The organism is Pseudomonas sp. GW821-FHT10B02 (assembly GCF_059415665.1).
The window spans coordinates 109,439-132,156 of record NZ_JBWKNR010000007.1 but is presented as its reverse complement, the minus strand read 5'-3'; the positions used below and the strand labels follow the sequence as shown (position 1 = coordinate 132,156).

The 22,718-nt window shown below is 64.0% G+C and carries 19 protein-coding genes; 12 read left to right on the top strand and 7 right to left on the bottom strand.

Annotated features, from left to right (window positions below; all coding sequences use genetic code 11):
- The first annotated feature begins 37 nt into the window (after positions 1–37).
- The 5 genes from AC07OF_RS12780 (at position 38) to AC07OF_RS12760 (ending at position 8,492) form a co-directional block, all read left to right on the top strand.
- The gene (locus tag AC07OF_RS12780) at positions 38–2,551 is read left to right on the top strand and encodes a CS1-pili formation C-terminal domain-containing protein (protein ID WP_495072946.1); all 2,514 of its coding nucleotides are present in this window, start codon (positions 38–40) and stop codon (positions 2,549–2,551) included.
- 128 nt (positions 2,552–2,679) lie between these two features.
- Positions 2,680–3,414 carry a fimbrial biogenesis chaperone gene (locus tag AC07OF_RS12775; RefSeq protein WP_157191621.1) on the top strand — a complete coding sequence of 245 codons (735 nt, stop codon included), beginning with the start codon at positions 2,680–2,682 and terminating at the stop codon, positions 3,412–3,414.
- The gene (locus AC07OF_RS12770) at positions 3,411–4,628 is read left to right on the top strand and encodes a hypothetical protein (protein ID WP_198325404.1); all 1,218 of its coding nucleotides are present in this window, start codon (positions 3,411–3,413) and stop codon (positions 4,626–4,628) included. Before AC07OF_RS12775 ends, AC07OF_RS12770 begins: the two co-directional genes overlap by 4 nt.
- 17 nt (positions 4,629–4,645) lie before the next feature.
- The gene (locus AC07OF_RS12765; RefSeq protein WP_157191622.1) at positions 4,646–5,272 is read left to right on the top strand and encodes a response regulator transcription factor; all 627 of its coding nucleotides are present in this window, start codon (positions 4,646–4,648) and stop codon (positions 5,270–5,272) included.
- Between the two features lie 13 nt (positions 5,273–5,285).
- Positions 5,286–8,492 carry a transporter substrate-binding domain-containing protein gene (locus AC07OF_RS12760; RefSeq protein ID WP_495072945.1) on the top strand — a complete coding sequence of 1,069 codons (3,207 nt, stop codon included), beginning with the start codon at positions 5,286–5,288 and terminating at the stop codon, positions 8,490–8,492.
- Here the strand turns inward: AC07OF_RS12760 and AC07OF_RS12755 are convergent.
- Positions 8,478–8,630, bottom strand: a complete 153-nt coding sequence (locus AC07OF_RS12755; protein WP_038608265.1) for a DUF3309 family protein — start codon at positions 8,628–8,630, stop codon at positions 8,478–8,480. The genes AC07OF_RS12760 and AC07OF_RS12755 overlap by 15 nt on opposite strands.
- A 213-nt stretch (positions 8,631–8,843) precedes the next feature.
- Between AC07OF_RS12755 and AC07OF_RS12750 the strand changes: the two genes are divergently transcribed.
- The 3 genes from AC07OF_RS12750 (at position 8,844) to csrA (ending at position 10,376) form a co-directional block, all read left to right on the top strand.
- Entirely contained in the window at positions 8,844–9,659 is an 816-nt protein-coding gene (locus AC07OF_RS12750) for an SDR family oxidoreductase (protein ID WP_157191626.1), read from the top strand.
- A 66-nt stretch (positions 9,660–9,725) separates the two neighbouring features.
- The gene (locus AC07OF_RS12745) at positions 9,726–10,058 is read left to right on the top strand and encodes a YnfA family protein (protein ID WP_107025988.1); all 333 of its coding nucleotides are present in this window, start codon (positions 9,726–9,728) and stop codon (positions 10,056–10,058) included.
- Between the two features lie 135 nt (positions 10,059–10,193).
- Positions 10,194–10,376: a carbon storage regulator CsrA gene (csrA, locus tag AC07OF_RS12740; RefSeq protein ID WP_038608271.1), complete on the top strand. Its 183-nt coding sequence runs from the start codon at positions 10,194–10,196 to the stop codon at positions 10,374–10,376.
- On the opposite strand, the gene AC07OF_RS12735 is transcribed toward csrA, so the two are convergent.
- The 5 genes from AC07OF_RS12735 to mnmC all read right to left on the bottom strand — a co-directional run bounded on the left by AC07OF_RS12735 (position 10,377) and on the right by mnmC (position 17,500).
- Positions 10,377–10,604, bottom strand: coding sequence for a YheU family protein (locus AC07OF_RS12735; RefSeq protein WP_028943652.1), 228 nt, complete (start codon positions 10,602–10,604; stop codon positions 10,377–10,379). It abuts the gene before it with no gap.
- 65 nt (positions 10,605–10,669) lie between these two features.
- Positions 10,670–11,854: an osmoprotectant NAGGN system M42 family peptidase gene (locus AC07OF_RS12730; RefSeq protein WP_157191627.1), complete on the bottom strand. Its 1,185-nt coding sequence runs from the start codon at positions 11,852–11,854 to the stop codon at positions 10,670–10,672.
- Between the two features lie 14 nt (positions 11,855–11,868).
- Positions 11,869–13,614, bottom strand: a complete 1,746-nt coding sequence (gene ngg / locus AC07OF_RS12725; RefSeq protein WP_157191629.1) for an N-acetylglutaminylglutamine synthetase — start codon at positions 13,612–13,614, stop codon at positions 11,869–11,871.
- Positions 13,615–13,617: 3 nt separating this feature from the next.
- Complete coding sequence (locus AC07OF_RS12720; protein ID WP_157191631.1) at positions 13,618–15,405, bottom strand: N-acetylglutaminylglutamine amidotransferase; 1,788 nt, start codon at positions 15,403–15,405, stop codon at positions 13,618–13,620.
- Between the two features lie 103 nt (positions 15,406–15,508).
- Positions 15,509–17,500, bottom strand: coding sequence for a bifunctional tRNA (5-methylaminomethyl-2-thiouridine)(34)-methyltransferase MnmC2/FAD-dependent 5-carboxymethylaminomethyl-2-thiouridine(34) oxidoreductase MnmC1 (gene mnmC, locus AC07OF_RS12715; RefSeq protein WP_157191633.1), 1,992 nt, complete (start codon positions 17,498–17,500; stop codon positions 15,509–15,511).
- A 95-nt stretch (positions 17,501–17,595) separates the two neighbouring features.
- Between mnmC and pap the strand changes: the two genes are divergently transcribed.
- Complete coding sequence (gene pap / locus AC07OF_RS12710; RefSeq protein ID WP_157191634.1) at positions 17,596–19,089, top strand: polyphosphate:AMP phosphotransferase; 1,494 nt, start codon at positions 17,596–17,598, stop codon at positions 19,087–19,089.
- A 230-nt stretch (positions 19,090–19,319) separates the two neighbouring features.
- Complete coding sequence (locus AC07OF_RS12705) at positions 19,320–20,276, top strand: DMT family transporter (RefSeq protein WP_157191635.1); 957 nt, start codon at positions 19,320–19,322, stop codon at positions 20,274–20,276.
- A gap of 1 nt (position 20,277) precedes the next feature.
- Here the strand turns inward: AC07OF_RS12705 and AC07OF_RS12700 are convergent, their stop codons facing one another.
- Positions 20,278–21,672, bottom strand: coding sequence for a class II fumarate hydratase (locus tag AC07OF_RS12700; protein WP_157191636.1), 1,395 nt, complete (start codon positions 21,670–21,672; stop codon positions 20,278–20,280).
- A gap of 156 nt (positions 21,673–21,828) precedes the next feature.
- On the opposite strand from AC07OF_RS12700, the gene AC07OF_RS12695 reads away from it, so the two are divergent.
- On the top strand, positions 21,829–22,353 hold the full coding sequence (locus AC07OF_RS12695) for a DUF2059 domain-containing protein (protein ID WP_157191637.1): 525 nt from the start codon (positions 21,829–21,831) through the stop codon (positions 22,351–22,353).
- A 15-nt stretch (positions 22,354–22,368) separates the two neighbouring features.
- Positions 22,369–22,668 carry a BolA family protein gene (locus tag AC07OF_RS12690; RefSeq protein WP_038608283.1) on the top strand — a complete coding sequence of 100 codons (300 nt, stop codon included), beginning with the start codon at positions 22,369–22,371 and terminating at the stop codon, positions 22,666–22,668.
- The last annotated feature ends 50 nt before the right edge of the window (positions 22,669–22,718 follow it).

Genomic DNA, 22,718 nt, shown 5'->3' with positions numbered 1-22,718 from the left:
TTGCCCCTGGCGTTTGTCGGGGGAGGGTGGGTATCCCATGCAAGCGACGCTCATGTTGAACAATTACACCATCACCGCTTCGTTGCGCCGTTGGCTGTCGGCGGCTGCCTGCCTGGCCGCGCTGCCCGTGCTGGCCAACCCCGTGCCAGGCACCCTGGGACGGATCGAGGGGCTGCCGCGGGATTTCGAAGCACATTTTTTCGACGTGCCGCTGGCCGTGCGGGTCGACCTGGACGGTCGCTACCTGGGCGATGCCATGGTCGTGCTGAGCCGCGATCAGCGCGTGCAGTTGCTCGAATTCACCGAGACCCAGGAAAGCCTCGAGCCTGAAAGCCTGCGCCGCCGCTGGCGCGAACGCCTGCTCGCCGGGCGGCCACTGGGCGATTGCCTGCAGGATTGCCCGGACGGCCTGCGCGCCGTGCACTACAGTCTGGTCAATTCACAGCTGTCGCTGTTGACCGACAGCGCCGAGGCCGGTGGCCTGGGTGAGCGCTTTCATCGCCTGCCCGAGCAGGGCAGCTACGGCCTGCTGCTGCGCAACCAGCTCAACCTGGTCAGCGACGAACGCGGCACCAGTGGCCGCTACGCCCTGCAAGGCCAAGGCAGCCTGGGCAACTGGACGACCCTGGCCGACGGCCAGCTCGACCGTGGCAGCGACAGCCAGCAAGACACCCGTTACCACCTTGACCAGCTGTACACCGAGCGCCTGGTCGAAGAACATTTCTACCGTCTCGGCTACTTCACTCCCAGCGCCCAGGGACTGACCCGTCAGCCGCGATTGATGGGAGCGAGCGCCGACACCACCCTGGGCGTGATGTTCGGCAGCAGCGACAGCCTGATGGTCGACAGCGGCGCGCCCAGCGCCACGCCGATCTACGTCACCCCCGATCGCCCGGCCGTGGCCGAGATCTACCGCAATGGCGTGCTGATCAACAGCCAGGCGGTGCAGCCGGGTCTGCAGACCCTGGATACCACGGTGCTGCCCGGCGGCATCTATGAAGTCGAGATCCGCCTGGTCGAGGACAGCCAGGTGACTTCGCGCAGCCAGGCCTTCATCTACAAGCCCAGCAACTGGCGCAGTACCGATGCACCGTGGCGCTACAACCTGTTCTTTGGCCGCCAGAGCAGCCTGCTGAGCAACTGGGACCGCGACCATGACGACAGCCTCAGCGCCGGCGCGCTGGCCAATTACCTGGTGCACCCCCGGGCGATTCTCGGCCTGTCTGCCCAGCGCATTGATGAAGCCATGCAGTACGGCACCTCGCTGGACTGGGACGTGCGTGACCGCTTCAAGCTCTACGCCAACCTGTTCCAGGCTCAGGGCCATGGCAACGGCTACGACCTGCAGGCCATCCACAGTTACGACAACGGCTCGCTGGTAGCCAGCCACAGCCGTTCCTGGCTGGCCCCCCCGCGCACGGCTCAGGATACGTCGTTCCAACAGCGCCTGAGCCAGTCATCGCTGTCGCTCAATCACCGTCTCGACCCGCGCAACAGCGCGTCCTTGCGCCTGTCGCACAGCAGCGGCGCCAGCGAGGGCACGGGCATCGACCTGGGTTGGTCGTACTACGGCCGCCTGCTCGGCTCGGACGCTAACTGGCGCCTGTCGCTGTTCGACCGCCCGGGCACCGCTGGCACCGGCGACGCGCGCAGTCGTGGGGTCAACCTGAGTATGAGCATGAGCCTCGGCGGCGGCAGCGGGCGCCGGCTCTCGGCCAGTCTCGGCAGCCGCACCTCGCGTGACGGCGGGCGCGACCTCAACGCCTCGCTGGCCTACCAGCAGGATGTCGACCTCGGGCCGCTGCGCAACGTCGGCATGAGCGCCAGTGCCGACCGCTATGGCGTCGGCCTGGGCGGCGACACCCAGTTCGAAAGCCAGGTGCTGCATGGCGATGCCTATGTGCAGCGCTCGTCCTACAACGGCGCGTTCAACGGCGGGGTGAACCTTGAAAGCCTGCTTGCGGTGGGGGCTGGCAAGGCAGCGGTGAGTGGTCAGTACCTGCCGCACCAGGCCGGGCTGATCGTCGACGTCGAGACCGACCTGGACGACCTCAAGCTACGTGCCGACAGCACCGGTGGCAGCTCTGCGACCTTGCACCCAGGGCGCAATGTCATCCCCGTTGGCGCCTACAAGGCCGGTCACGTGCAGTTCGATTTCGACGGCAGCGAGGCCACTGCGGCGGTGATCCAGCCGTCCAGCGTGGATTACCACCTCAACCGCGGCGGCATCGAGTACCGCCAGCTGCGCGTGTTGCGCACGGTGACCGTGATCGGCCGCCTGTTTGACAGCCAGGGCCGGCCCATGCGCGGTGCCCAGGTGATCAACCACGCCAGCCGCACGGTCAGCGAAGCCGATGGCTTTTTCGCGGTGGAGATGAGCGAGTCGACGCCGACCCTGGAGATCCGCCAGCAAGGTGCGCCGGTCTGCCTGCTGGCGCTGGACCCGCAGCGGCTCGAACGCGAGGACGACGTGCTGCTGGCCGGGGACCAGATTTGCAATGCAAACAGCCTGGCAAGGGCAGAGGGGGACCTGGCCAAAGGTCGAGGCTGAGCCCGGCAGCGGCAAAAAAAACTTAGGAAAAATCCTCTTCTGTTTTAGGAAAAGTCCCGCGACTGCAGGCATAGCCACAGACCGCGCCGTGTCACTACTCTCGTTGTGTCTGTAAGGAGACTGACAAGATGAACATCCTTCGCCTGATTGCCCTGGCGTTACTGACCGCTCCACTGGCCCTGCATGCGGCGCCGGAACTCAATGTCGGCGCGTTGCATGACTACCTGGACGGCGGCAAAAGCACCCTGCTCAAACGGGTGCGCAACGGCGGTAACAGTACGGCCTTTGTCAAGGTCAGCGTCGCCGAGCTGGTCTACGACGCCAACGGCGTGGCCCGCGAAGTCGATACCGACGGCCTGCCTCTGGAGCAGCGTGGCCTGATTGCCAGCCCGGCGCGCCTGATCGTCCCGGCCCAGGGCATGCAGGCGGTGCGCCTGCTGTATCGCGGCCCGCGTGACAGCGAGCGCTACTTTCGCGTGCGCTTTATGCCGGTGCTGCCGGAAACCGGCGATGGCTTTGCCGTCAACGAGCAGGAAGCCGAGCAGTACCGCGACAGCCTCAAGGCCGGGGTCAACTTGCTCGCGGGCTATGGCACCTTGTTGTTCGTGCGGCCCGCCGAGAGCCGCTTCCAGACTCCGGTGCGCCGCCAGGGTGGCCAGCTGACGGTGGTCAACGAAGGCAATAGCACCGTGGTGCTCGACCATTTCCGTCAGTGTCAGGCGCCGGCCCAGGGCTGTGAGCCAGCGACCAAGCACCATCTGTTGCCAGGGCGTACTCGGCAGTTCGAGGGGCAGGTGGGCAAGGTGCATCAGTTCGAGCTGCATGAAGGCGGCGAGCGCAAGGATATGGTGGTGGAAGGATGAGCGCGCTTGATGGGATACGCATGGTGCGACGTAGCGTCCGCTTGGCTTTGGGGCTGTCGCTGGCCCTTGCCACAGGCGCTGTGCAGGCACTCGATGTAACGATTTCCGCCGAGTACCTGGGCGGCGGCTCGGGACGGTTCGATAACACCACACCGCCAGGCGGTCTTTGCAAGTACTGGGTAGCCACGTGCAGAACCATGACGACCGTAGAATTGCCCATTACCTACGTCAAGAAAACCACCAAAGGCGCAGCCGACCCGAGGGATCACTATTTCATTAAATTGCCCAGCCGCCGGGATGTGGATGTCTACCATGACGAGACGGGGGAGGCGCGGCGGATGACCTTCGAGTGGATGGCGCTGAGTCAGTCTGTGGTGATCACCAAGGGCTCGCTCGCCTTTTCCCATCCTCTCTACAACAGGTCGCTGAACGGGGGATGCAGTGGTATTGGCTACGTCTCAGATAACACGCTCTCGAAGGTTACCTATTTGTGGAGGGTAACCAATCCGCAAGCGCCACAAGGCTGTTGGAGTTACAACAGATTTGCAGCCAATGGTTTAGTAACCGATGCCATCGTTCAGGATACAAGTGTTGCCTACAACCTGGACGTACCGCCTCCGTATCGCCTGCGCGCCGGCACTTACCGCGGTAGCCTCACCTATACCATTGGCCCAGGCGGCGATTTCGACTTTGGCAACGATGTCAGCCAGCTCAGCGGCGATACTCTAACGGTCAATTTCGTGCTGGATGTGCGCCATGCCTTCCTCTTCGAATTTCCCCCCGGCTCGGACCGTGCCGTACTTGAGCCTAAAGGCGGCTGGAGTGCCTGGCTGGCGGGCGGCAAGGCACCAACACGGCTGTATCGCGACCTGCCGTTCCGGCTGTGGTCGACCGGCCCGTTCAAGGTTTACAAGCTATGCCAGCACACGGCGGATGTGCGCTGCGGCATCGTCAATGACAACGCGCATCAGGTCCCGGTCGAGGTGGCCTTGAGCCTGCCGGGTGGTATTCAGTATCAGGGCCGCCCGGTCGAGCATCTGCCGCTGCCCACCGGGCGCGCGGCGGCGCTGCAGTTCGAGTCGCTGATGCCGACCCTCAACCGCCCCGGCCAACTGCATTTCGCCGTCGGCCGCGCGGACGTCCCCAGCATGCTCGCCCACGCCGGCAGCACCTACACCGGCCAGGTCACGGTGGTGTTCGATGCCGAGCTCTAGTCCAGACGAGGCCAGCCATGTATAGAACCCTGGTGGTCGACGACCACCCCTTCATCCGTTCCACGGTCTGCATGCTGCTGCGCCAGGAGCAGCTGGAGGTGGTCGGCCAGGCCGCCAACGGCATCGATGCGTTGCGTCTGGCGCGGGAGCTGGCGCCGGACCTGATCATCCTCGACATCGCCATGCCCGGGCTGGACGGCCTTGAGGTGATCGCCAGGATCAGGGCCATGCCGCGTCCGGCCAAGGCCCTGGTGCTGACTTCACAACTGGCCGAAGCCTATTCGCTGCGCTGCATGCAGGCCGGTGCCGTGGGCTACGTGTCGAAAACCGACGACCTCGGCGAGCTGTGCAAGGCGGTGCATGCGGTGATGTCCGGCTACACCTACTTTCCCGAGGTGGCCCTGAGTTCGGTGCATCACCAGGACCTGCGCGCCAGCGAGGCGCATTGCATCGCCCGTCTCAGCGACCGCGAGCTGATGGTCCTGCAGCACCTGGCACGCGGCCTGAGCAATAAAGCCATCGGCGAAATCATGTTGCTGAGCAACAAGACCATCAGCACCTACAAGAGCCGCCTGCTGGAAAAACTCAGGGTAAGTTCGTTGATCGACCTGGCTGACCTCGCTCGCCGCAACCTGCTCATATAAGCCGCGTCGGCTCGTGTTGACGCGTGTCCTGCTGCTGGCACTGTTGTGCGGCCTGGTGCCGGCGCCAGGCCAGGCTGCGCCGACCCTGCACTCACGGGCTACGCTCGACAGCCCGCGGCCGGAGCCGGACGGCGCCGAACTGCGCTGGTTGTGGGAGCGGCGGCAACTGCGCCTGGGGGTGATCGAGCGGGACAACCCGCCGTTCGACATCCTCGGCACCGGCCAGGTGTTCGAGGGCCTGACGGCCGACTATGCCGGGCTGATCGCAGATCAATTGCACCTGCAGGTCGAGGTGCATGCCTACGCCTCTTTCGCCGAGGCGGTAGCGGCCTTGCGCAAGGGGGCGATCGACTTGCTCGGCTCGGTGTCGGCACAACAGGCGCTGGAAGCGGGTTTGCACCTGTCGCGAGCCTACGCCGAAGATCGTCCGTTGTTGATTACCCAGGAGGAAGGGGGCACGCGTATCGGGCGCGGGGACGAATTCAGGCTGGCGATGGTCGAAGGCTACCGTTCCCCTGAGCAGCTGCGCGAGCAGTTCCCGCTGGCCCGCCTGCAACTGCATCCGTCGCGCTTCAGCGCCCTGGCTGCCGTGTCGCTTGGCCACGCCGATGTCTTTCTCGGCAATGCCCTGGGCAGTCGCTACGTGCTGGGCCGCAGCCAGTTGGCGGCTGTCGAGGAGATCGATGCCGCCTTGCCAAGCCAAGGCATAGGCTTTGCCATGCTCGAGGACGGCGGGCCGCTGCCACGCCTGGTGAACGCGGCGCTGGCCAGCCTCAGCGAGCGCCAAAAGGCGCGGATCGGCGAGCGCTGGAGCCCGCTGGCCGGCACCGGGCACAAGCCCGAGCCGATGCAGTTCAGTGCCGCCGAGCAACGCTGGCTGCGCAACAATCCGACGGTAACAGTGCTGGTCGACGAACAGTTGCTGCCGCTGAGCTTTCGCGATGGCAAGGGTCAGTTGCGCGGGTTGAGCCTGGATATCCTGCAATTGATCGCCCGGCGCACCGGCCTGCAGTTCGAGGTGCGGGCCGGTGGCAGTGTCGAGCGGATGATCGCGCAACTGCATCAGGGCAAGGCGCAGGTGATCGCCGGCCTGCCTCACAGCCCGCTGCGTGAGCAGCAGTTGGTGTTCAGCCGTGCTTACCTCAGCGCCTCGAGAGTGCTGGTCAGCCGCGATGAAGCTCAGGCGCCGACCAGCCTGGAGCAGTTGCAGGGCCGCACGCTGGCGCTGGTCAACGGCAGTGCCCTGGCCGAGCTTGTGCGCCAGCGCTATCCACAGATCCGGCAATTGCCCGTGGCTGGCCCGGTGGCCGCCCTCAAGGCGGTGGCCCGCGGTGAGGCGGCAGCCACCGTGTTGAGCCTCGACGCCGCCCGCCCGCTGATCGCCCGCTGGTACCCTGGGCGTTTGCAGGTCAGTGCCAGCCTGGCCCTGCCACCGGCGCACTTTGCCCTGGCCAGCAACCGTGGAGCGACCGAGCTGCAGTCGATCCTCAACAAGGCCCTGCTCAGCCTCACGCCGCGTGAGACCGATGTGCTGATGCGGCGCTGGCGCAATCCGCTGATCGTTGCCGATGGCGACTGGCAGCGCTACCGCCAGCGGATCCTGCTGGGGTTCGCTGTGGTGCTGGCTCTGCTGCTTCTGGCCTCACTGTGGATCCGCTACCTGCGCCGTCTGCAGGTCGAGTTGCGGCGCACCAAGGCTGAGGCCGATGCGGCCAACCAGGCCAAGACGCAGTTTCTCACCACCATGAGCCACGAGATCCGCACCCCCTTGCATGCCGTGCTGGGCATGCTTGAACTGGCTCAGCGCAAGGCCGAGCAGGGCGTGCTCGATCGCCTGGCGATCGAGGTGGCGGCCGATGCGGCGGGCGGCCTGCTGGAGTTGATCGGCGATGTGCTCGACATCACTCGCATCGAGGCCGGGCAGTTGCAGCTGGCACCGCAGCGGGTGCGTTTGCGCGAGCAAGTGGCGCGGGTGGTGCAGCTGTTCGAGCAGCAGGCGCGCAGCAAAGGCCTGGCGCTGCGTCTAGAGGCTGAAGGCGCGGTGGATGCCGAGGTGATGCTCGACCCTGTGCGCTTCAAGCAGGTGCTGGCCAATCTGCTGAGCAATGCCATCAAGTTCACCCCCCAGGGCCAAGTTCGCGTCAGTCTGCACGCGCAGGCGGTGGGCGAGCGATTGGCCGTCGAGCTACAGGTCGAGGACACCGGCATCGGCATCGCCGAGGCCGAGCTGGCCGGGCTTGGCCAGCCGTTTCGCCAGGCCAGTAACCAGCGTCAGTCGCCGCGCTGCAGCACCGGGCTGGGCCTGGGCATCAGCCGCAGCCTGTGCGAGATGATGGGCGGGCGGATGGCATTGCACAGCGTGCTGGGACAGGGCACACGGGTGGAGATCCTGCTTGACCTCGCGCGCCCGCCCGCCGGACACCAGGGACAGGCGCTGCCAGCCGCACAAGTGGCTACGGCGGGTGTGCGCCTGCGGGTGCTGGTGGTCGATGATTACCCGCCCAATCGCCTGTTGCTGGCGCAGCAGCTGGAGTATCTGGGGCACCAGGCACGGGTCGCCGAAGACGGTGCCCAGGCCTTGCGGCTGTGGCTCAAGGAGCACATTGACGTGGTGATCAGTGACTGCAACATGCCGCGCCTGAACGGCCATGCCCTGGCCCGGGCGATCCGCTTGCATGAGCGACGCAACCGCAGGCCGGCGTGCCGGCTCATCGGCCTGACCGCCAATGCGCTGGAGAGCGAACGTCAGCGCTGCCGTGCGGTCGGCATGGACGACTGCCTGTTCAAGCCGCTCGGGCTGGATGAGCTGGTGCGGGCGCTGGCGCTGTACCAGCCTGAAACTACGCCCCAGGACGCTATGCAGCTCCTGGATCTGCGCCATCTTCTGCGGCTGGTCGGCAGTGACCAGGCAGCGTTCAAGGCGCTGCTTGCCGATTTGCGCAGCAGCAACCAGCAAGACCTGCGGCGCCTGGAAGCACTGGTCAATGATCCACCGGCACTTGCGCAGCTGGCGCACCGGATCAAGGGGGGCGCGAGGATTGCCCGTGCCGAAGGCGTGATCAGGGCTTGTCAGCAAGTGGAGCTCACCTGCGAATCCAGACCACTGCAGGCCGCGCACCTGCGCCGCGATGTCCAGGCGTTGCGGGTAGCCTTGCAACGCCTGGAAACGCAGCTGGCCGAGCGGATCGCAACCGATCCGCCGGATTCATATCATCCCTAGCAGGAGCAACACCAGCAGGACCACCAGTACCACGCCGATAATGCCGGACGGGCCGTAGCCCCAGCTGCGCGAGTGAGGAAAGACCGGTAAGCCACCGACCAGCAGCAGGATCAGAATGATGATGAGGATCGTGGTCATGGTTGAATCCTTCAGTGGTTCGAGGATAAGGGCCTCAATGCTGGCCGCTTACAGTTGCGACCAATGCAGTGCCGCAAAGATTCAATTTCATCGCTTTGGTGAGCTGTTCATTGCTGCATGCCTGCCCATTCAGCACCCTGATCGGTGCTCGTGACGGTACCCGGCTCGGCTATTCTGCCGTTCATATCCACTGGCAGAACAAGGCGTGCCACCATGCACAACCGCATCATGATTACCGGAGCCGGCTCGGGTCTGGGCCGCGAGATCGCCCTGCGCTGGGCGCGCGAGGGCTGGCGCCTGGCCCTGGCTGACGTCAACGAGGCAGGCCTGCGCGAAACCCTGACGCTGGTGCGCGAGGCTGGCGGCGAGGGTTTTGCGCAGCGTTGCGACGTGCGCGACTACAGCCAGCTGACCGCCCTGGCCCAGGCCTGCGAAGAGAAGTTCGGCGGCATCGATGTGATCGTCAACAATGCCGGTGTGGCCTCTGGCGGTTTCTTTGGTGAACTGTCGCTGGAAGACTGGGAGTGGCAGTTGTCGATCAACCTGATGGGCGTGGTCAAGGGCTGCAAGGCGTTCCTGCCGATGCTTGAACGCAGCAAGGGGCGGATCATCAACATCGCTTCGATGGCGGCCTTGATGCAGGGGCCGGCGATGAGCAATTACAATGTCGCCAAGGCGGGTGTCCTGGCTCTCTCGGAAAGCCTGTTGATCGAATTGCGCCAACAGCAAGTGGCGGTGCACGTGGTGTGCCCATCGTTCTTCCAGACCAACCTGCTGGACTCGTTCCGTGGCCCGACGCCGGCGATGAAAGCCCAGGTCGGCAAGCTGCTGGAAAGCTCGCCGATCAGCGCCGCCGATATTGCCGGTTATATCTACCAGCAGGTCGCAGAGGGCCAGTTCCTGATCCTGCCCCACGAGCAGGGCCGTGAAGCCTGGCAGCTCAAGCAACGCAACCCGCAGCTGATCTACGACGAGATGGCCAGCATGGCCGAGAAAATGCGGGCCAAGGCGAAACCGGCGCAGGCTTAAGCTGGTTTGCACTGCCCACAGATCCGCTATCCTAGGCCCCTTTTCATGTAGAACGGGCTCCCTGGCGTGATCAATTACCTGTGGTTTTTCCTCGCGGCGGTCTTCGAGATCGCCGGTTGTTACGCCTTTTACATGTGGTTGCGGCTGGGCAAGAGCGGCTGGTGGATTGCCCCGGCGCTGCTCAGTCTGACCCTGTTCGCGCTGATCCTGACCCGTGTCGAGGCTGCCTATGCCGGGCGCGCCTATGCCGCCTATGGTGGCATCTACATCGTCACCTCGTTGCTGTGGCTGGCACTGATCGAACGGGCGCGACCGCTGGGCAGCGACTGGATCGGCGCGCTGCTCTGTGTGCTGGGGGCCAGCATCATTGTCTTGGGGCCGCGCTTGCAGAGCGCCTGAGCATGTGAAAACGACGAAAATCTGTAGGCAAATTCGTCGGCTTTAGTGGGATCGGTCTATTTGGCTGGCGGAGCATTGCTGCGCTCTGACACCCCGTGCAGTCTCCGGATTCTCAGCGTTGTGGAGGATCGGAGCATGTTGGTAATCGGACGCGAAGTAGGCGAAGTCATTGCCATTGATGAGCACATCAAGGTCAAGGTGCTCTCGGTGGAGGGCAATGTGGTGCGCTTTGGCATCAGCGCACCTCGCGAAATCGAAGTGCACCGGGCAGAAATCTATCGGCGCATCGTCGAGCAGTTGGCCAAGGATGCGGGCTGATCAGTCGAACAGTTCTTTCGGAACGTCGTGCTTGGCCAGCAGTTGGCATTGCTGGCTTTCGAGGTCGAACAGAATGAACGCCTGCTTTTTCGCCAAGGCCTGGCGCACGCGTAGCACGCGGGTTTCCAGCGGGGTGTCGTCACCGTTGTCGGTGCCGTCGCGGGTGACGAAATCCTCGATCAGGCGGGTGAGGGTTTCGGCTTCCAGTTGCTCGTAAGGAATCAGCATCAATCAGTACAGGTTTGGCGAAGTGTGCACCTATGCTACGCGAAACCTGTTCTGACTGTGTAGGCCTAGTGCTTGTTGCCGATCAGGCTGTCGACCGCAGGTACCCGGGTATCGCTCTCCATCTGCGTGTCATGCTCCAGCTGATGGCTGAAGCTTTCCAGGGAGCTGCCGGTCGCTTGCGAATCGCTGGCAAATACCGGCGGGCTGAGCAGGTAGGCGGTCAGCAGACGACTGAGTGCCGCCAGACTGTCGATATGGGTACGCTCATAGCCATGGGTGGCATCGCAACCAAAGGCCAGCAGTGCGGTGCGAATGTCGTGGCCGGCGGTGATTGCCGAGTGGGCATCGCTGAAGTAGTAGCGAAACAGGTCACGGCGCGCGGGCAGTTCATGCTCGCGGGCCAGTTTCAGCAAGTGACGCGACAGGTGATAGTCGTATGGACCGGCCGAGTCCTGCATGGCCACGCTGACCGCATGCTCGCTGGAGTGCTGGCCGGGCGCGACCGGGGCGATGTCGATGCCGACGAACTCGCTGACATCCCAAGGCAGCGCCGCAGCGGCACCGGAGCCGGTTTCTTCGGTGATGGTGAACAGCGGATGGCAGTCGATCAATGGCTGTGCGCCACTGTCGACCACGGCCTTGAGCGAGGCCAGCAACGCCGCGACCCCGGCCTTGTCGTCCAGGTGACGGGCGCTGATATGGCCGCTTTCGGTAAATTCCGGCAGCGGATCGAAGGCGACGAAATCACCGATATCGACCCCCAGGGTCTGGCAGTCGGCGCGGGTCGCGCAGTAGGCATCCAGACGCAGCTCGATGTGTTCCCAACTGACCGGCAACTGGTCGATGGCGGTATTGAAGGCGTGCCCGCTGGCCATCAACGGCAGGACGCTACCGCGCAACACACCGTTGTCGGTGAACACACTGACCCGGCTACCCTCGGCAAAGCGGCTGGACCAGCAGCCCACCGGTGCGAGGGCCAGACGACCGTTGTCCTGGAGGGCGCGCACACTGGCTCCGATGGTGTCCAGGTGCGCGGAAACGGCGCGGTCGGGTGAACTTTTGCGGCCCTTGAGGGTGGCGCGGATGGTGCCGCGGCGGGTCAGTTCGAAGGGGATGCCAAGTTCTTCCAGGCGCTCGGCGACATAGCGCACGATGGTGTCGGTAAAACCGGTCGGGCTGGGAATGGCGAGCATCTCCAGCAAGACTTTCTGTAAGTAGTTGAGGTCAGGTTCCGGGAGTGGTGCAGACATGCGTCCTCCTGTGCTCAAAGCGTCGAGCGGCTGTGGGGAAACAGCAGATCGACGAAACGCTCGGCAGTGGGTTGTGGTTCGTGGTTGGCCAGCCCGACACGTTCGTTGGCCTCGATGAACACATGCTCGGGCTGGTCGGCTGCACAGACCATCAGGTCGAGGCCGACCACCGGGATATCCAGGGCGCGGGCAGCGCGGATCGCCGCCTCGGTCAGGGCCGGGTGCAAGCGTTCAGTGACATCTTCCAGGCAGCCGCCGGTGTGCAGGTTGGCAGTGCGGCGCACGGCCAGGCGCTGACCGGCAGGCAGTACCGTGTCGTAATCGACGCCCGCCGCGTGCAGGGTACGCCGGGTTTCATCATCCAGTGGAATGCGGCTTTCGCCGGCGGTGACAGCCTGGCGTCGGCGGCTTTGTGCTTCGATCAGTGCACCAACGGCATGCCGGCCGTCGCCGACAATCTGCGCCGGATGGCGAATGGCAGCGGCCACCACCTCAAAGCCAATGACCACGATGCGCAGGTCCAGCCCATCGTGGAAGCTTTCCAGCAGTACCCGGCTATCGAAGCGCCGGGCGTTCTCTATCGCCTGGTTGACTTCTTCCAGGCTGGTCAGGTTTACCGCCACGCCCTGGCCTTGTTCACCGTCCAGCGGCTTGACCACTATTGCACCGTGGTCCTCGAGAAAGGCCAGGTTGTCATCGGCATTGCCGGCCAGTTGTTGTGCCGGCAACTGCAGGCCGGCGTCCTTCAGCACCTTGTGGGTCAGGCTCTTGTCCTGGCACAGGGTCATGCTCACGGCGCTGGTAAGGTCACTCAACGATTCGCGGCAGCGTACCCGCCGGCCGCCGAGGCTGAGGGTGAACAGGCCGGCGTCGGCATCATCCACCTGCACGTCGATGCCACGCCGATAGGCTTCTTCGACAATGATCCGGGCATAGGGATTGAGCCCGGTCTCGGGGCTCGGGCCGAGGAACAACGGCTGGTTGATGGCGTTTTTGCGCTTGATCGCGAAAGTCGGCAGGGTGCGAAATCCCAGCTTGGCGTACAGCCGCTTGGCCTGGCGGTTGTCGTGCAGCACCGAGAGGTCGAGGCAGCTCAGGCCGCGGCTCATGAAGTGTTCGATCAAATGACGCACCAGCACCTCGCCGACCCCGGGCCGGGTGCACTGCGGATCGACCGCCAGGCACCAGAGACTGCTGCCATGTTCAGGGTCGGCGAAGGCCTTGTGATGATTGAGGCCCATGACGCTGCCGATGACCGCGCCACTGTCTTCGTCCTCTGCCAGCCAGAACATCGGGCCACCGAGGTGGCGCGGCGTCAGCAACGCCGGGTCGATGGCGAGCATGCCACGGGCCAGGTACAGAGCGTTGATCGCCTGCCAGTCGCTGTCGCTCTGCGCGCGGCGGATGCGAAAGCCGCGAAACACGCGCTGCGCCGGGCGGTAGTCGGTGAACCACAGGCGCAAGGTGTCGGAGGGGTCGAGGAACAGCTGTTGCGGAGCCTGGGCCAGCACCTGCTGAGGGGCCGCGACATACAGGGCGATATCGCGCTCGCCGGGGTTTTCATCTTGCAAGGCATTGGCCAGGCTTGCCGGATCCGGGTAAGTGTGGCCGATCAGCAGACGCCCCCAGCCGCAATGCAATGCGCGCGGCTGGTCGTGGGGCTCGCTGCCATCGCCAGCCAGTTGCGCCTGCAAACGAGCGTAGGATGGCACCTGGCCGCGCAGCAGACGCTGGCCATAAGGTGATGGGTGGGCTTTCATCGGTCAGATTCCTTGTTCGCTGAGCCACAGGTTCAAGGCTGCCAGTTGCCAGAGCTTCGAGCCGCGCAGCGGCGTCAGCTGGCCGTGTGGGTCACTGAGCAGGCGGTCAAGGGCGGCCGGTTCGAACAGGCCGCGGTCCTGGCTCGGGTCCAGCAACAGTTCCCGTACCCAGTCGAGGGTGGCGCCTTGCAGGTGCTTGAGACCGGGCACCGGGAAGTAACCTTTCTTGCGGTCGATGACTTCGCCGGGAATCACCAGGCGTGCCGCTTCCTTGAGTACCTGCTTGCCGCCGTCAGGCAGCTTGAAGCGTGCCGGAATGCGTGCCGACAGCTCCACCAGGCGGTAGTCGAGAAACGGCGTGCGCGCCTCCAGACCCCAGGCCATGGTCATGTTGTCGACCCGTTTGACCGGGTCATCGACCAGCATCACCGTGCTGTCCAGGCGCAGGGCTTTGTCCACTGCGTCGCTGGCACCAGGCTGGGCAAAATGCTTGCGGACAAAATCACCGGCAGCGTCGTGATCGAGTCGCCATGGTTGCTGCACGGTGGCGGCGTAGTCTTCGAAACTGCGGTCGAAGAAGGCCTCGCGATAAGCGCCATAGGGCTGCTGCGCGCCTTCGACCTGGGGGTACCAGTGATAACCGGCGAACAGTTCGTCTGCGCCCTGGCCGCTTTGCACCACCTTGCAGTGCTTGGCGACTTCCCGCGATAGCAGGTAGAAGGCGATGCAGTCGTGGCTGACCATCGGCTCGCTCATGGCACGAAACGCCGCGGGCAGTTGCTCGATGATTTCCCGCTCATCAATACGTAGTTGATGATGACGGGTGCCATAGTGACGGGCGATCAGATCGGAATACTGGAATTCATCACCGCGCTCGCCACCGGCATCCTCGAAGCCGATGGAGAAGGTCGAGAGGTCGTCGACGCCCACTTCACGTAGCAGGCCGACCAGCAAACTGGAGTCGACGCCGCCGGACAACAGCACGCCGACATCCACCGCTGCACGTTGACGAATCGCCACGGCTTCACGGGTGCTGTCGAGTACCCGGTCGCGCCAGTCTTCCAGGCTCAAATGCTGTTCGTCGGTGCGCGGGCCGTACTGCAGTTGCCACCACAGCTGTTGTTCGACGCGGCCCTGGGCATCGATACGCATCCAGGTGGCCGGCGGCAGCTTCTCGACATTGGCCAGCAGGGTGCGCGGCGCGGGTACCACGGCGTGAAAGTTCAGGTAGTGGTTGAGCGCTACCGGGTCGAGCATCGGGTTGATGTCGCCGCCTTGCAGCAAGGCAGGCAGGCTTGAGGCGAAGCGCAGGCGCTCGCCGTTGCGCGACAGGTACAGCGGCTTCACCCCAAGGCGGTCACGGGCGAGGAACAGCTGTTGGCTATCACGCTCCCAGATCGCCAGGGCGAACATGCCGTTCAGGCGTGGCAACAGTTCGGCGCCCCAGGCGTGGTAGCCCTTGAGCAGCACTTCGGTGTCGCCGCCGGAGTAGAAGGCATAGCCCAGGTTTTCCAGCTCGCTGCGCAGTTCCGGGAAGTTGTAGATGGCGCCGTTAAAGGCCAGCGACAGGCCCAGCTGATTATCGACCATCGGCTGCGCCGAACCGTCGGACAGGTCCATGATTTTCAGCCGGCGATGGCCCAGGGCAATCGGGCCCTGGCTATGAAAGCCCCAGGCGTCGGGGCCACGAGGGGCCAGGTGGTGGGTGATCCGCTCAACCGCAGCGAGGTCCGCCGGGCGTGGTGGGTGAGCAACAGGGGTGAAACGAAACTCTCCAGCTAATCCGCACATAAGTCCTTACCGGTTTTGCCGTTGGGGAAGGTGCCCGAACCCGGGCACATTGAAACTGACCGGTGCGGATAGCGAGAGTTTTAGATCGATCGGTTATAAGCGTTTAGCCTTGTTTGCCCTTGCCACGAATCAGCTCGCGCAACATGAAGCGATTCGGGTGACAGGCTTCAGCGACACTGCGCGGAACCGGCAGCGGTGCGTTGTCGACCCAGGCGGCGATCAATTCGCCCGACAACGGCGCAGTGATCAACCCGCGTGAGCCATGGCCGCTATTGATGTACAGGCCTTCAAGCCAGGGGCAGGGCGTGTCGGGCACCTGGCGGGCGTCCTTGGCCAGTACTGCGTAGTGCTGATTGAATGCCTGTTGATCGGCGAGCGGGCCGACGATGGGCAGGTAATCGGGACTGGTGCAGCGAAAGGCTGCCCGCCCCTCCAGGGTGTGCGGGTCGATGCGGTGGGTATCGAGGCGCTCGGCGAGGTCGCTGGAGATCTCTTCGAGCAGGCGCAGGTTGCCGATGTGCTCACCGGCGGTAGGGGTCAGATCGATACTGTGAAAATCGAAACTGGCGCCCAGGGTGTGTTCGCCGCCACGCATCGGCGCGACGTAACCGTCGGCGCAGACCACGGTATTGAGTGACTGGCTTTGCGCGGTCGCGGGCAGGCGGGTGATCTGCCCGCGTATGCGCTTGAGCGGCAGGTTCGCGCAGGGCTCGAAACGCTGGATCTCGGCAGCGGTGGCGAGCACCACCAGCGGCGCGCTGGCGAGGAACTTCTCGCTTTCCCAGGCCTGCCAAAGACCATCGACCTTGCGCAGCTGCAGCACCTGATGATGCGTCAGCAAGGTAATGTTCGGGTGTTGCAGTTGCGCCTGGCATAACGCTGGCGGATGCACCCAGCCGGCTTCCGGGTAGAACAAACCGCCACTGGCCAGTGTGACGCCGGCCAGTGCTTGCGCCTGTTCGCGGTCCAGCGCCGTCAGCAGCTGCGGGTTGAAGGCATTGGCCAGCAGCGCCTGGCGCTGTTCTTCCTTGGCATCGAAGGCCAGCTGCAAGACGCCGCACCCGTCCCAGTCACGGCCGCGTTGCAGGGTTTCAAGCAGCCGTCGGGTATAGCCAAAACCGCTGAGGATCAGCCGTGACAAGGCTGTGCCATGGGCCGAAAGCTTGAGGTAGAGCACCCCTTGCGGGTTACCCGAGGCCTCGGCCGCCGGCGTCGCATGACGTTCCAGCACACTGACCTGCCAGCCGCGGGCGGCAAGGCTCGCGGCGGTGGCGCAACCGGCCAGGCCGGCGCCGATCACCAGAGCCTGGCGCGGGCCGGGCAGGGCGGCGGGACGGGCGAACCAGGGCGCGGCCGGAGCCGCTGCTGCAAGCGCTTCAGGCGTGCCACGAAAAACGCCGCGCAACACCTCCCATTTCTTGCCGATGCCGGGAATGCGCTTCATCTCGAAGCCCACGGCGATCAGTCCGCGGCGCACCCAGCCGGTGCTGGTGAAGGTGCCCAGGGTGGCATTGGCGGCAGACAGGCGACCGATTTGGGTGAACAGCTCCGGAGTCCACATCTGCGGGTTCTTCGCCGGGGCGAAACCGTCGAGGAACCAGGCGTCGATGGCGGCGTCGAGTTGCGGCAATTGTTCGAGGACATCACCGATCATCAGGGTCAGGCGTACCCGGCCCTGCTCGAAGACAAAGCTCTGGAAACCTTCATGTACCGCCACGTATTGCGCCATCAGTTGAGTGCTGAACGGCGCCAGTTCCGGCCACAGGGCCAGGGCGCGGCTGAGGTCGGCGTGGCTGAGCGGGTACTTTTCGACACTGACGAAATGCAGGCGGGCGTCAGGATCGGCGCATTCGCTGAACAGCTGCCAGGCACAGAAAAAGTTCAGCCCGGTGCCGAAGCCGGTTTCACCGATCACCAGGCACTGTTCGGGCAGCATCGCGCTGAAGCGCTGGCGCAGGTCATTCTGGTCGATGAACACATGACGGGTTTCTTCCAGGCTCTGGTCCTTGGAGAAATAGATGTCATCGAACTGGCGTGAGTGGGGGCGGCCCTGGTCGTCCCAGTCGATCTGGGCGTAGTGGGTAACTTCGGTCATGGTCGGCTCAGGCATGTCTAGAGCGGCATTTTAGCTTACCCGGACAAAGTCTACCCGGATCCGCTAGTCTTGCTTATCCATGTAGGGAGCCTGGTATGTTCGAATCCGCTGAAATTGGTCACGCCATCGACAAAGAAACCTATGACGCTGAAGTTCCAGCGCTACGTGAGGCCTTGCTCGAGGCGCAGTTCGAGCTCAAGCAGCAGGCGCGTTTCCCGGTGATTGTGCTGATCAATGGCATTGAAGGCGCCGGCAAGGGCGAGACGGTAAAGCTGCTCAACGAGTGGATGGACCCGCGCTTGATCGAAGTGCGCACCTTCGACCAGCAGACCGACGAGGAGCTTGCCCGGCCACCGGCCTGGCGCTACTGGCGCGCACTGCCGGCCAAGGGGCGGATTGGTGTGTTTTTCGGCAACTGGTACAGCCAGATGCTGCAAGGCCGGGTGCATGGCCAGTTCAAGGATGCGGTACTCGACCAGGCCATTCGCGGCGCCGAGCGCCTGGAAGAGATGCTCTGTGACGAAGGCGCGCTGATTTTCAAGTTCTGGTTCCATCTGTCCAAGAAACAGATGAAGGCCCGGCTCAAGGCGCTCAAGGACGACCCGCTGCACAGCTGGCGTATCAGCCCGCTGGACTGGCAGCAGTCGCAAACCTACGACCGTTTCGTGCGCTTCGGCGAACGGGTACTGCGCCAGACCAGCCGCGATTACGCGCCCTGGCATGTGATTGAAGGGGTGGATCCGCATTACCGCAGCCTGGCGGTGGGACGCATTTTGCTTGAGGGCCTGCAGGCGGCGCTCAAGGTCCAGCATGCGCCGGTTCACCAGGCCAATATTGCACCGTTGGGCCAGAGCATTGATCAGCGCAGCCTGTTGGGCAGCCTGGACATGACCCTGCGCCTGGACAAGAACGACTACCAGGAGCAGCTGATCACCGAACAAGCACGCCTGGCCGGTTTGCTGCGTGACAAACGCATGCGTCGTCATGCCCTGGTGGCGGTGTTCGAAGGCAATGATGCCGCGGGCAAGGGCGGCGCCATCCGTCGCGTGGCCGCGGCGCTGGACCCACGTCAGTACCGCATCGTACCGATTGCCGCTCCCACTGAAGAAGAGCGTGCGCAACCGTACCTGTGGCGGTTCTGGCGGCATGTTCCGGCGCGCGGCAAGTTCACCGTGTTCGATCGCTCCTGGTACGGCCGGGTGCTGGTCGAACGGGTCGAGGGTTTCTGCAGTCAGGCTGACTGGATGCGTGCCTATGGCGAGATCAACGACTTCGAAGAACAGCTGACCAGTGCCGGGGTGGTGCTGGTCAAGTTCTGGTTGTCGATCGATGAGCAAACCCAGCTCGAGCGCTTCAAGGAGCGCGAGCAGATCCCCTTCAAGCGCTTCAAGATCACTGAAGAAGACTGGCGTAATCGCGAAAAATGGGGGCTGTACGCCGAAGCGGTGGGCGACATGGTCGACCGTACCAGTACCGAGATCGCGCCCTGGACGCTGGTCGAGGCCAACGACAAGCGTTGGGCCCGGGTCAAGGTGCTGCGGACCATCAATGATGCGCTGGAGGCAGCGTTCAGGAAGGACAAGAAATGATGTGTCGGGGCCGCTGCGCGCCCCATCGCCGGCAAGGCCGGCTCCCACATTGGTAAGTGCAACAGCAATCGTTGTGGGAGCCGGCCTTGCCGGCGATAGATCACAGCACGGGGCTGGCAGTAACTCAGGGAATGAAATACCGAAATCTTTTCCGCAATTGTACCTGTCAGCCCCGGCCACCCAGCCCGTAGAATCCAGTCTCCCCCCACCACAGGGCAATTGAGGCTGGTATGCACATTTCTTCCGGACGCTGGGTCTATGGCCTTTCCCTTTCGCTGTTGACCGCGTTGCTCTGGGGCATCCTGCCGATCAAGCTCAAACAGGTGCTACAGGTGATGGACCCGATCACCGTGACCTGGTTTCGCCTGTCGGTTTCTGGTGGCCTGCTGCTGGCCTGGCTGGCGGCAAGCAAGCGCTTGCCGTCGTTCAACCAGCTCGGGCGCAAGGGCTGGGCCCTGGTGGCATTGGCCACCGGCGGTCTGGTCGGCAACTATGTGCTGTACCTGATGGGCCTGAACCTGCTCAGCCCCGGCACGGCGCAACTGGTCGTGCAGCTGGGGCCGGTACTGCTGCTGGTGGCCAGCGTGTTCCTGTTCAAGGAGCGCTTCAGTCTCGGCCAAGGGGTAGGCCTGGTCATCCTGCTGCTGGGCTTCGGCCTGTTTTTCAACCAGCGCCTGGACGAGCTGTTGACCTCTCTGAGCGTCTACACCACGGGGGTGCTGACCATTGTCCTGGCAACCACCATCTGGGTGTTTTACGCCCTGAGCCAGAAGCAGTTGCTGACGGTGTGGAATTCGATGCAGGTGATGATGGTCATCTACCTGTGCTGCGCCGTGCTCCTGACGCCCTGGGTGCATCCGCTGGAAGCGCTGCAGTTGACGCCGCTGCAAGGCTGGCTGTTGCTCGCCTGCTGCCTTAACACCCTGGTGGCCTATGGCGCCTTCGCCGAAGCGCTGGCCCACTGGGAAGCTTCCAAGGTCAGCGCCACCCTGGCGATCACGCCCTTGATCACTTTCGTTGCCGTAGCCCTGGCAGCCTGGTTCTGGCCTGACTACGTGCACGCCGAACAGATCAATACCCTGGGTTACGTTGGCGCACTGGTGGTGGTACTGGGCTCGGCGCTGACCGCGCTGGGCCCGTCGATCATGGCCGGCTGGCGGGCCAGGCGCATACGCCTGGCCCGGTGACTCAGCCTTTCTTGCCGGGCTCGAGCATGTCTTGCGGGCGTACCCACTGCTCGAACTGCTCGTTGGTGAGGTAGCCCAGGGTCAGGGCCGCCTCGCGTAACGTGCGGCCTTCGCTGTAGGCCTTCTTGGCGATTTCCGCAGCCTTGTCGTAGCCGATGTGCGGGTTCAGCGCGGTGACCAGCATCAGCCCGCGTTCCAGGTGCGCGGCCATCTGTTCGGCATCCGCTTCGATACCGGCCACGCAGTGCTGCTGGAAGTTGCTGCAGCCGTCGGCCAGCAGCTCGATGGACTGTAGCAGGTTGTGGATGATCACCGGCTTGAACACGTTCAATTGCAGGTGACCCTGGCTGGCGGCAAAGCCGATGGCCGTGTCATTGCCCAGTACCTGGCAGGCCAGCATCGACAGCGCCTCGCACTGGGTCGGGTTGACCTTGCCGGGCATGATCGAGCTGCCCGGCTCGTTGGCCGGCAGGCGCACTTCGGCAATCCCGGCGCGGGGGCCGGAACCGAGCAGACGCAGGTCATTGGCCAGCTTCATCAGGGCCACTGCCAGGGTCTTCAAGCCGCCTGCCAGGGTCGTCAGCGGCTCATGCCCGGCAAGGGCGGCGAACTTGTTCGGCGCGGTAACAAAAGGCAGGCCGGAGAGGGCGGCCAGCTCTGCGGCGATGGCCTCGGCAAAACCGTGCGGGGCATTCAGCCCGGTACCGACCGCGGTACCGCCCTGGGCCAGCTCGCACACCGCCGGCAAGGCCGAGCGGATGGCGCGCTGGGCGTAGTCAAGTTGCGCCACGTAGGCCGAGAGTTCCTGGCCGAAGGTGATCGGCGTGGCATCCATCATGTGGGTGCGGCCGGTCTTGACCAGGTGCTGATGGCGCGCCGAAAGCTCCGCCAGCCCCGACGACAGCTCGGCGATGGCCGGCAGCAGCTTGTGCTGGACCGCCTGGACGGCAGCGATGTGCATGGCGGTCGGGAAGCAGTCGTTGGAACTCTGCGAGCGGTTGACATGATCGTTGGGGTGCACCGGATTCTTGCCGCCCCGGCCTTTGCCCGCCAGTTCGTTGGCGCGCCCGGCGATCACTTCATTGACGTTCATGTTGCTCTGGGTACCACTGCCGGTCTGCCAGACGACGAGTGGAAATTGATCATCCAACTGGCCATCGAGCACCTCGTCGGCGGCCTGTTCGATCAGCCGGGCGATGTCCGCCGGCAGGTCTCCGTTGCGGTTGTTGACCCGTGCAGCGGCTTTTTTGATCATCGCCAGGGCGTGCAGGACAGCCAGTGGCATGCGCTCCTTGCCGATGGCAAAGTTGATCAGTGAGCGTTGCGTCTGGGCACCCCAGTAGGCCTGGTCAGGAACTTCGACCTGCCCCAGGCTGTCAGTTTCGATACGGCTCATGCTGTGAACACTCCCTTGTGGTCTGAATTCGCAGTTTAGGTCCCTTTTTGTCGCAGCGGTTCCAACGCTCGTCGACCCACTTGAGTGCTGCGCCCGAGTCGGCGCAGAATGCTCTACTCTGGGGTACTACCTCGTCTGTCTAATGAAGGAATTACGATGACCCGTCTTCGCGCCCTTTGCACTGCTGTTGCGCTGGTCTGCGCCAGCGGCCAGGTGCTTGCCGATACCGCCAGCCACAACGCCAGTGCCGAAAAATTCCTCATGATGGCGCACGCTGACAAGCTCGGCACCCCGGTCTACATGCAGGTGCAACAGATGTTTGCCCAGCGTTTCGAACAGACCAAGGCCCCGGCCTCGAAAAAATCGGTGCTCGACAGCTACCAGGCCAAGGCCAATGCTGCCCTCGACCAGGCCATCGGCTGGAACAAGCTCAAGCCCGACATGGTCAAGCTCTACACCACCACCTTCACCGAAAGCGAGCTCAAGGACCTGGTAGCCTTCTACCAGTCGCCATTGGGCAAGAAAGTCCTGGAAAAAATGCCTCAGGTTACCCAGCAGTCGGCCCAGCTGACCCAGCGCAAGCTGGAAAGCGCGGTACCGGTGGTCAACAAGCTGCTGGCTGACATGACCAAGGAACTCGACCCGAACGCTGGCAAGGCCGCCGCGCCAGCGAAGAAGTAATACGCGGAGCCGTCCATGTCCATGCAGCAAAAGATTGAACAGAGCCTGGCCGCGCTGGCGCCGCAGCACCTCTCGGTGCTCGACGAAAGCCACATGCACAGCCGTGGGCAAGAAACCCACTACAAGGCCGTGCTGGTCAGCGAACAGTTCGAAGGCCTGAACAGCGTCAAGCGTCACCAGAAGGTCTACGCCACCCTGGGTGAGCTGATGGGGCAGTTCCATGCCCTGGCCCTGCACACCTACACCCCCGAAGAGTGGCAGAAGGTCGGCGCAGCGCCAGCCTCACCCACCTGCGCAGGTGGCAGCAAACACTGATTTCATCGTCAGGTTTTTGTTAGAATGTGCAACGCGCCGCTCGTCGGCGC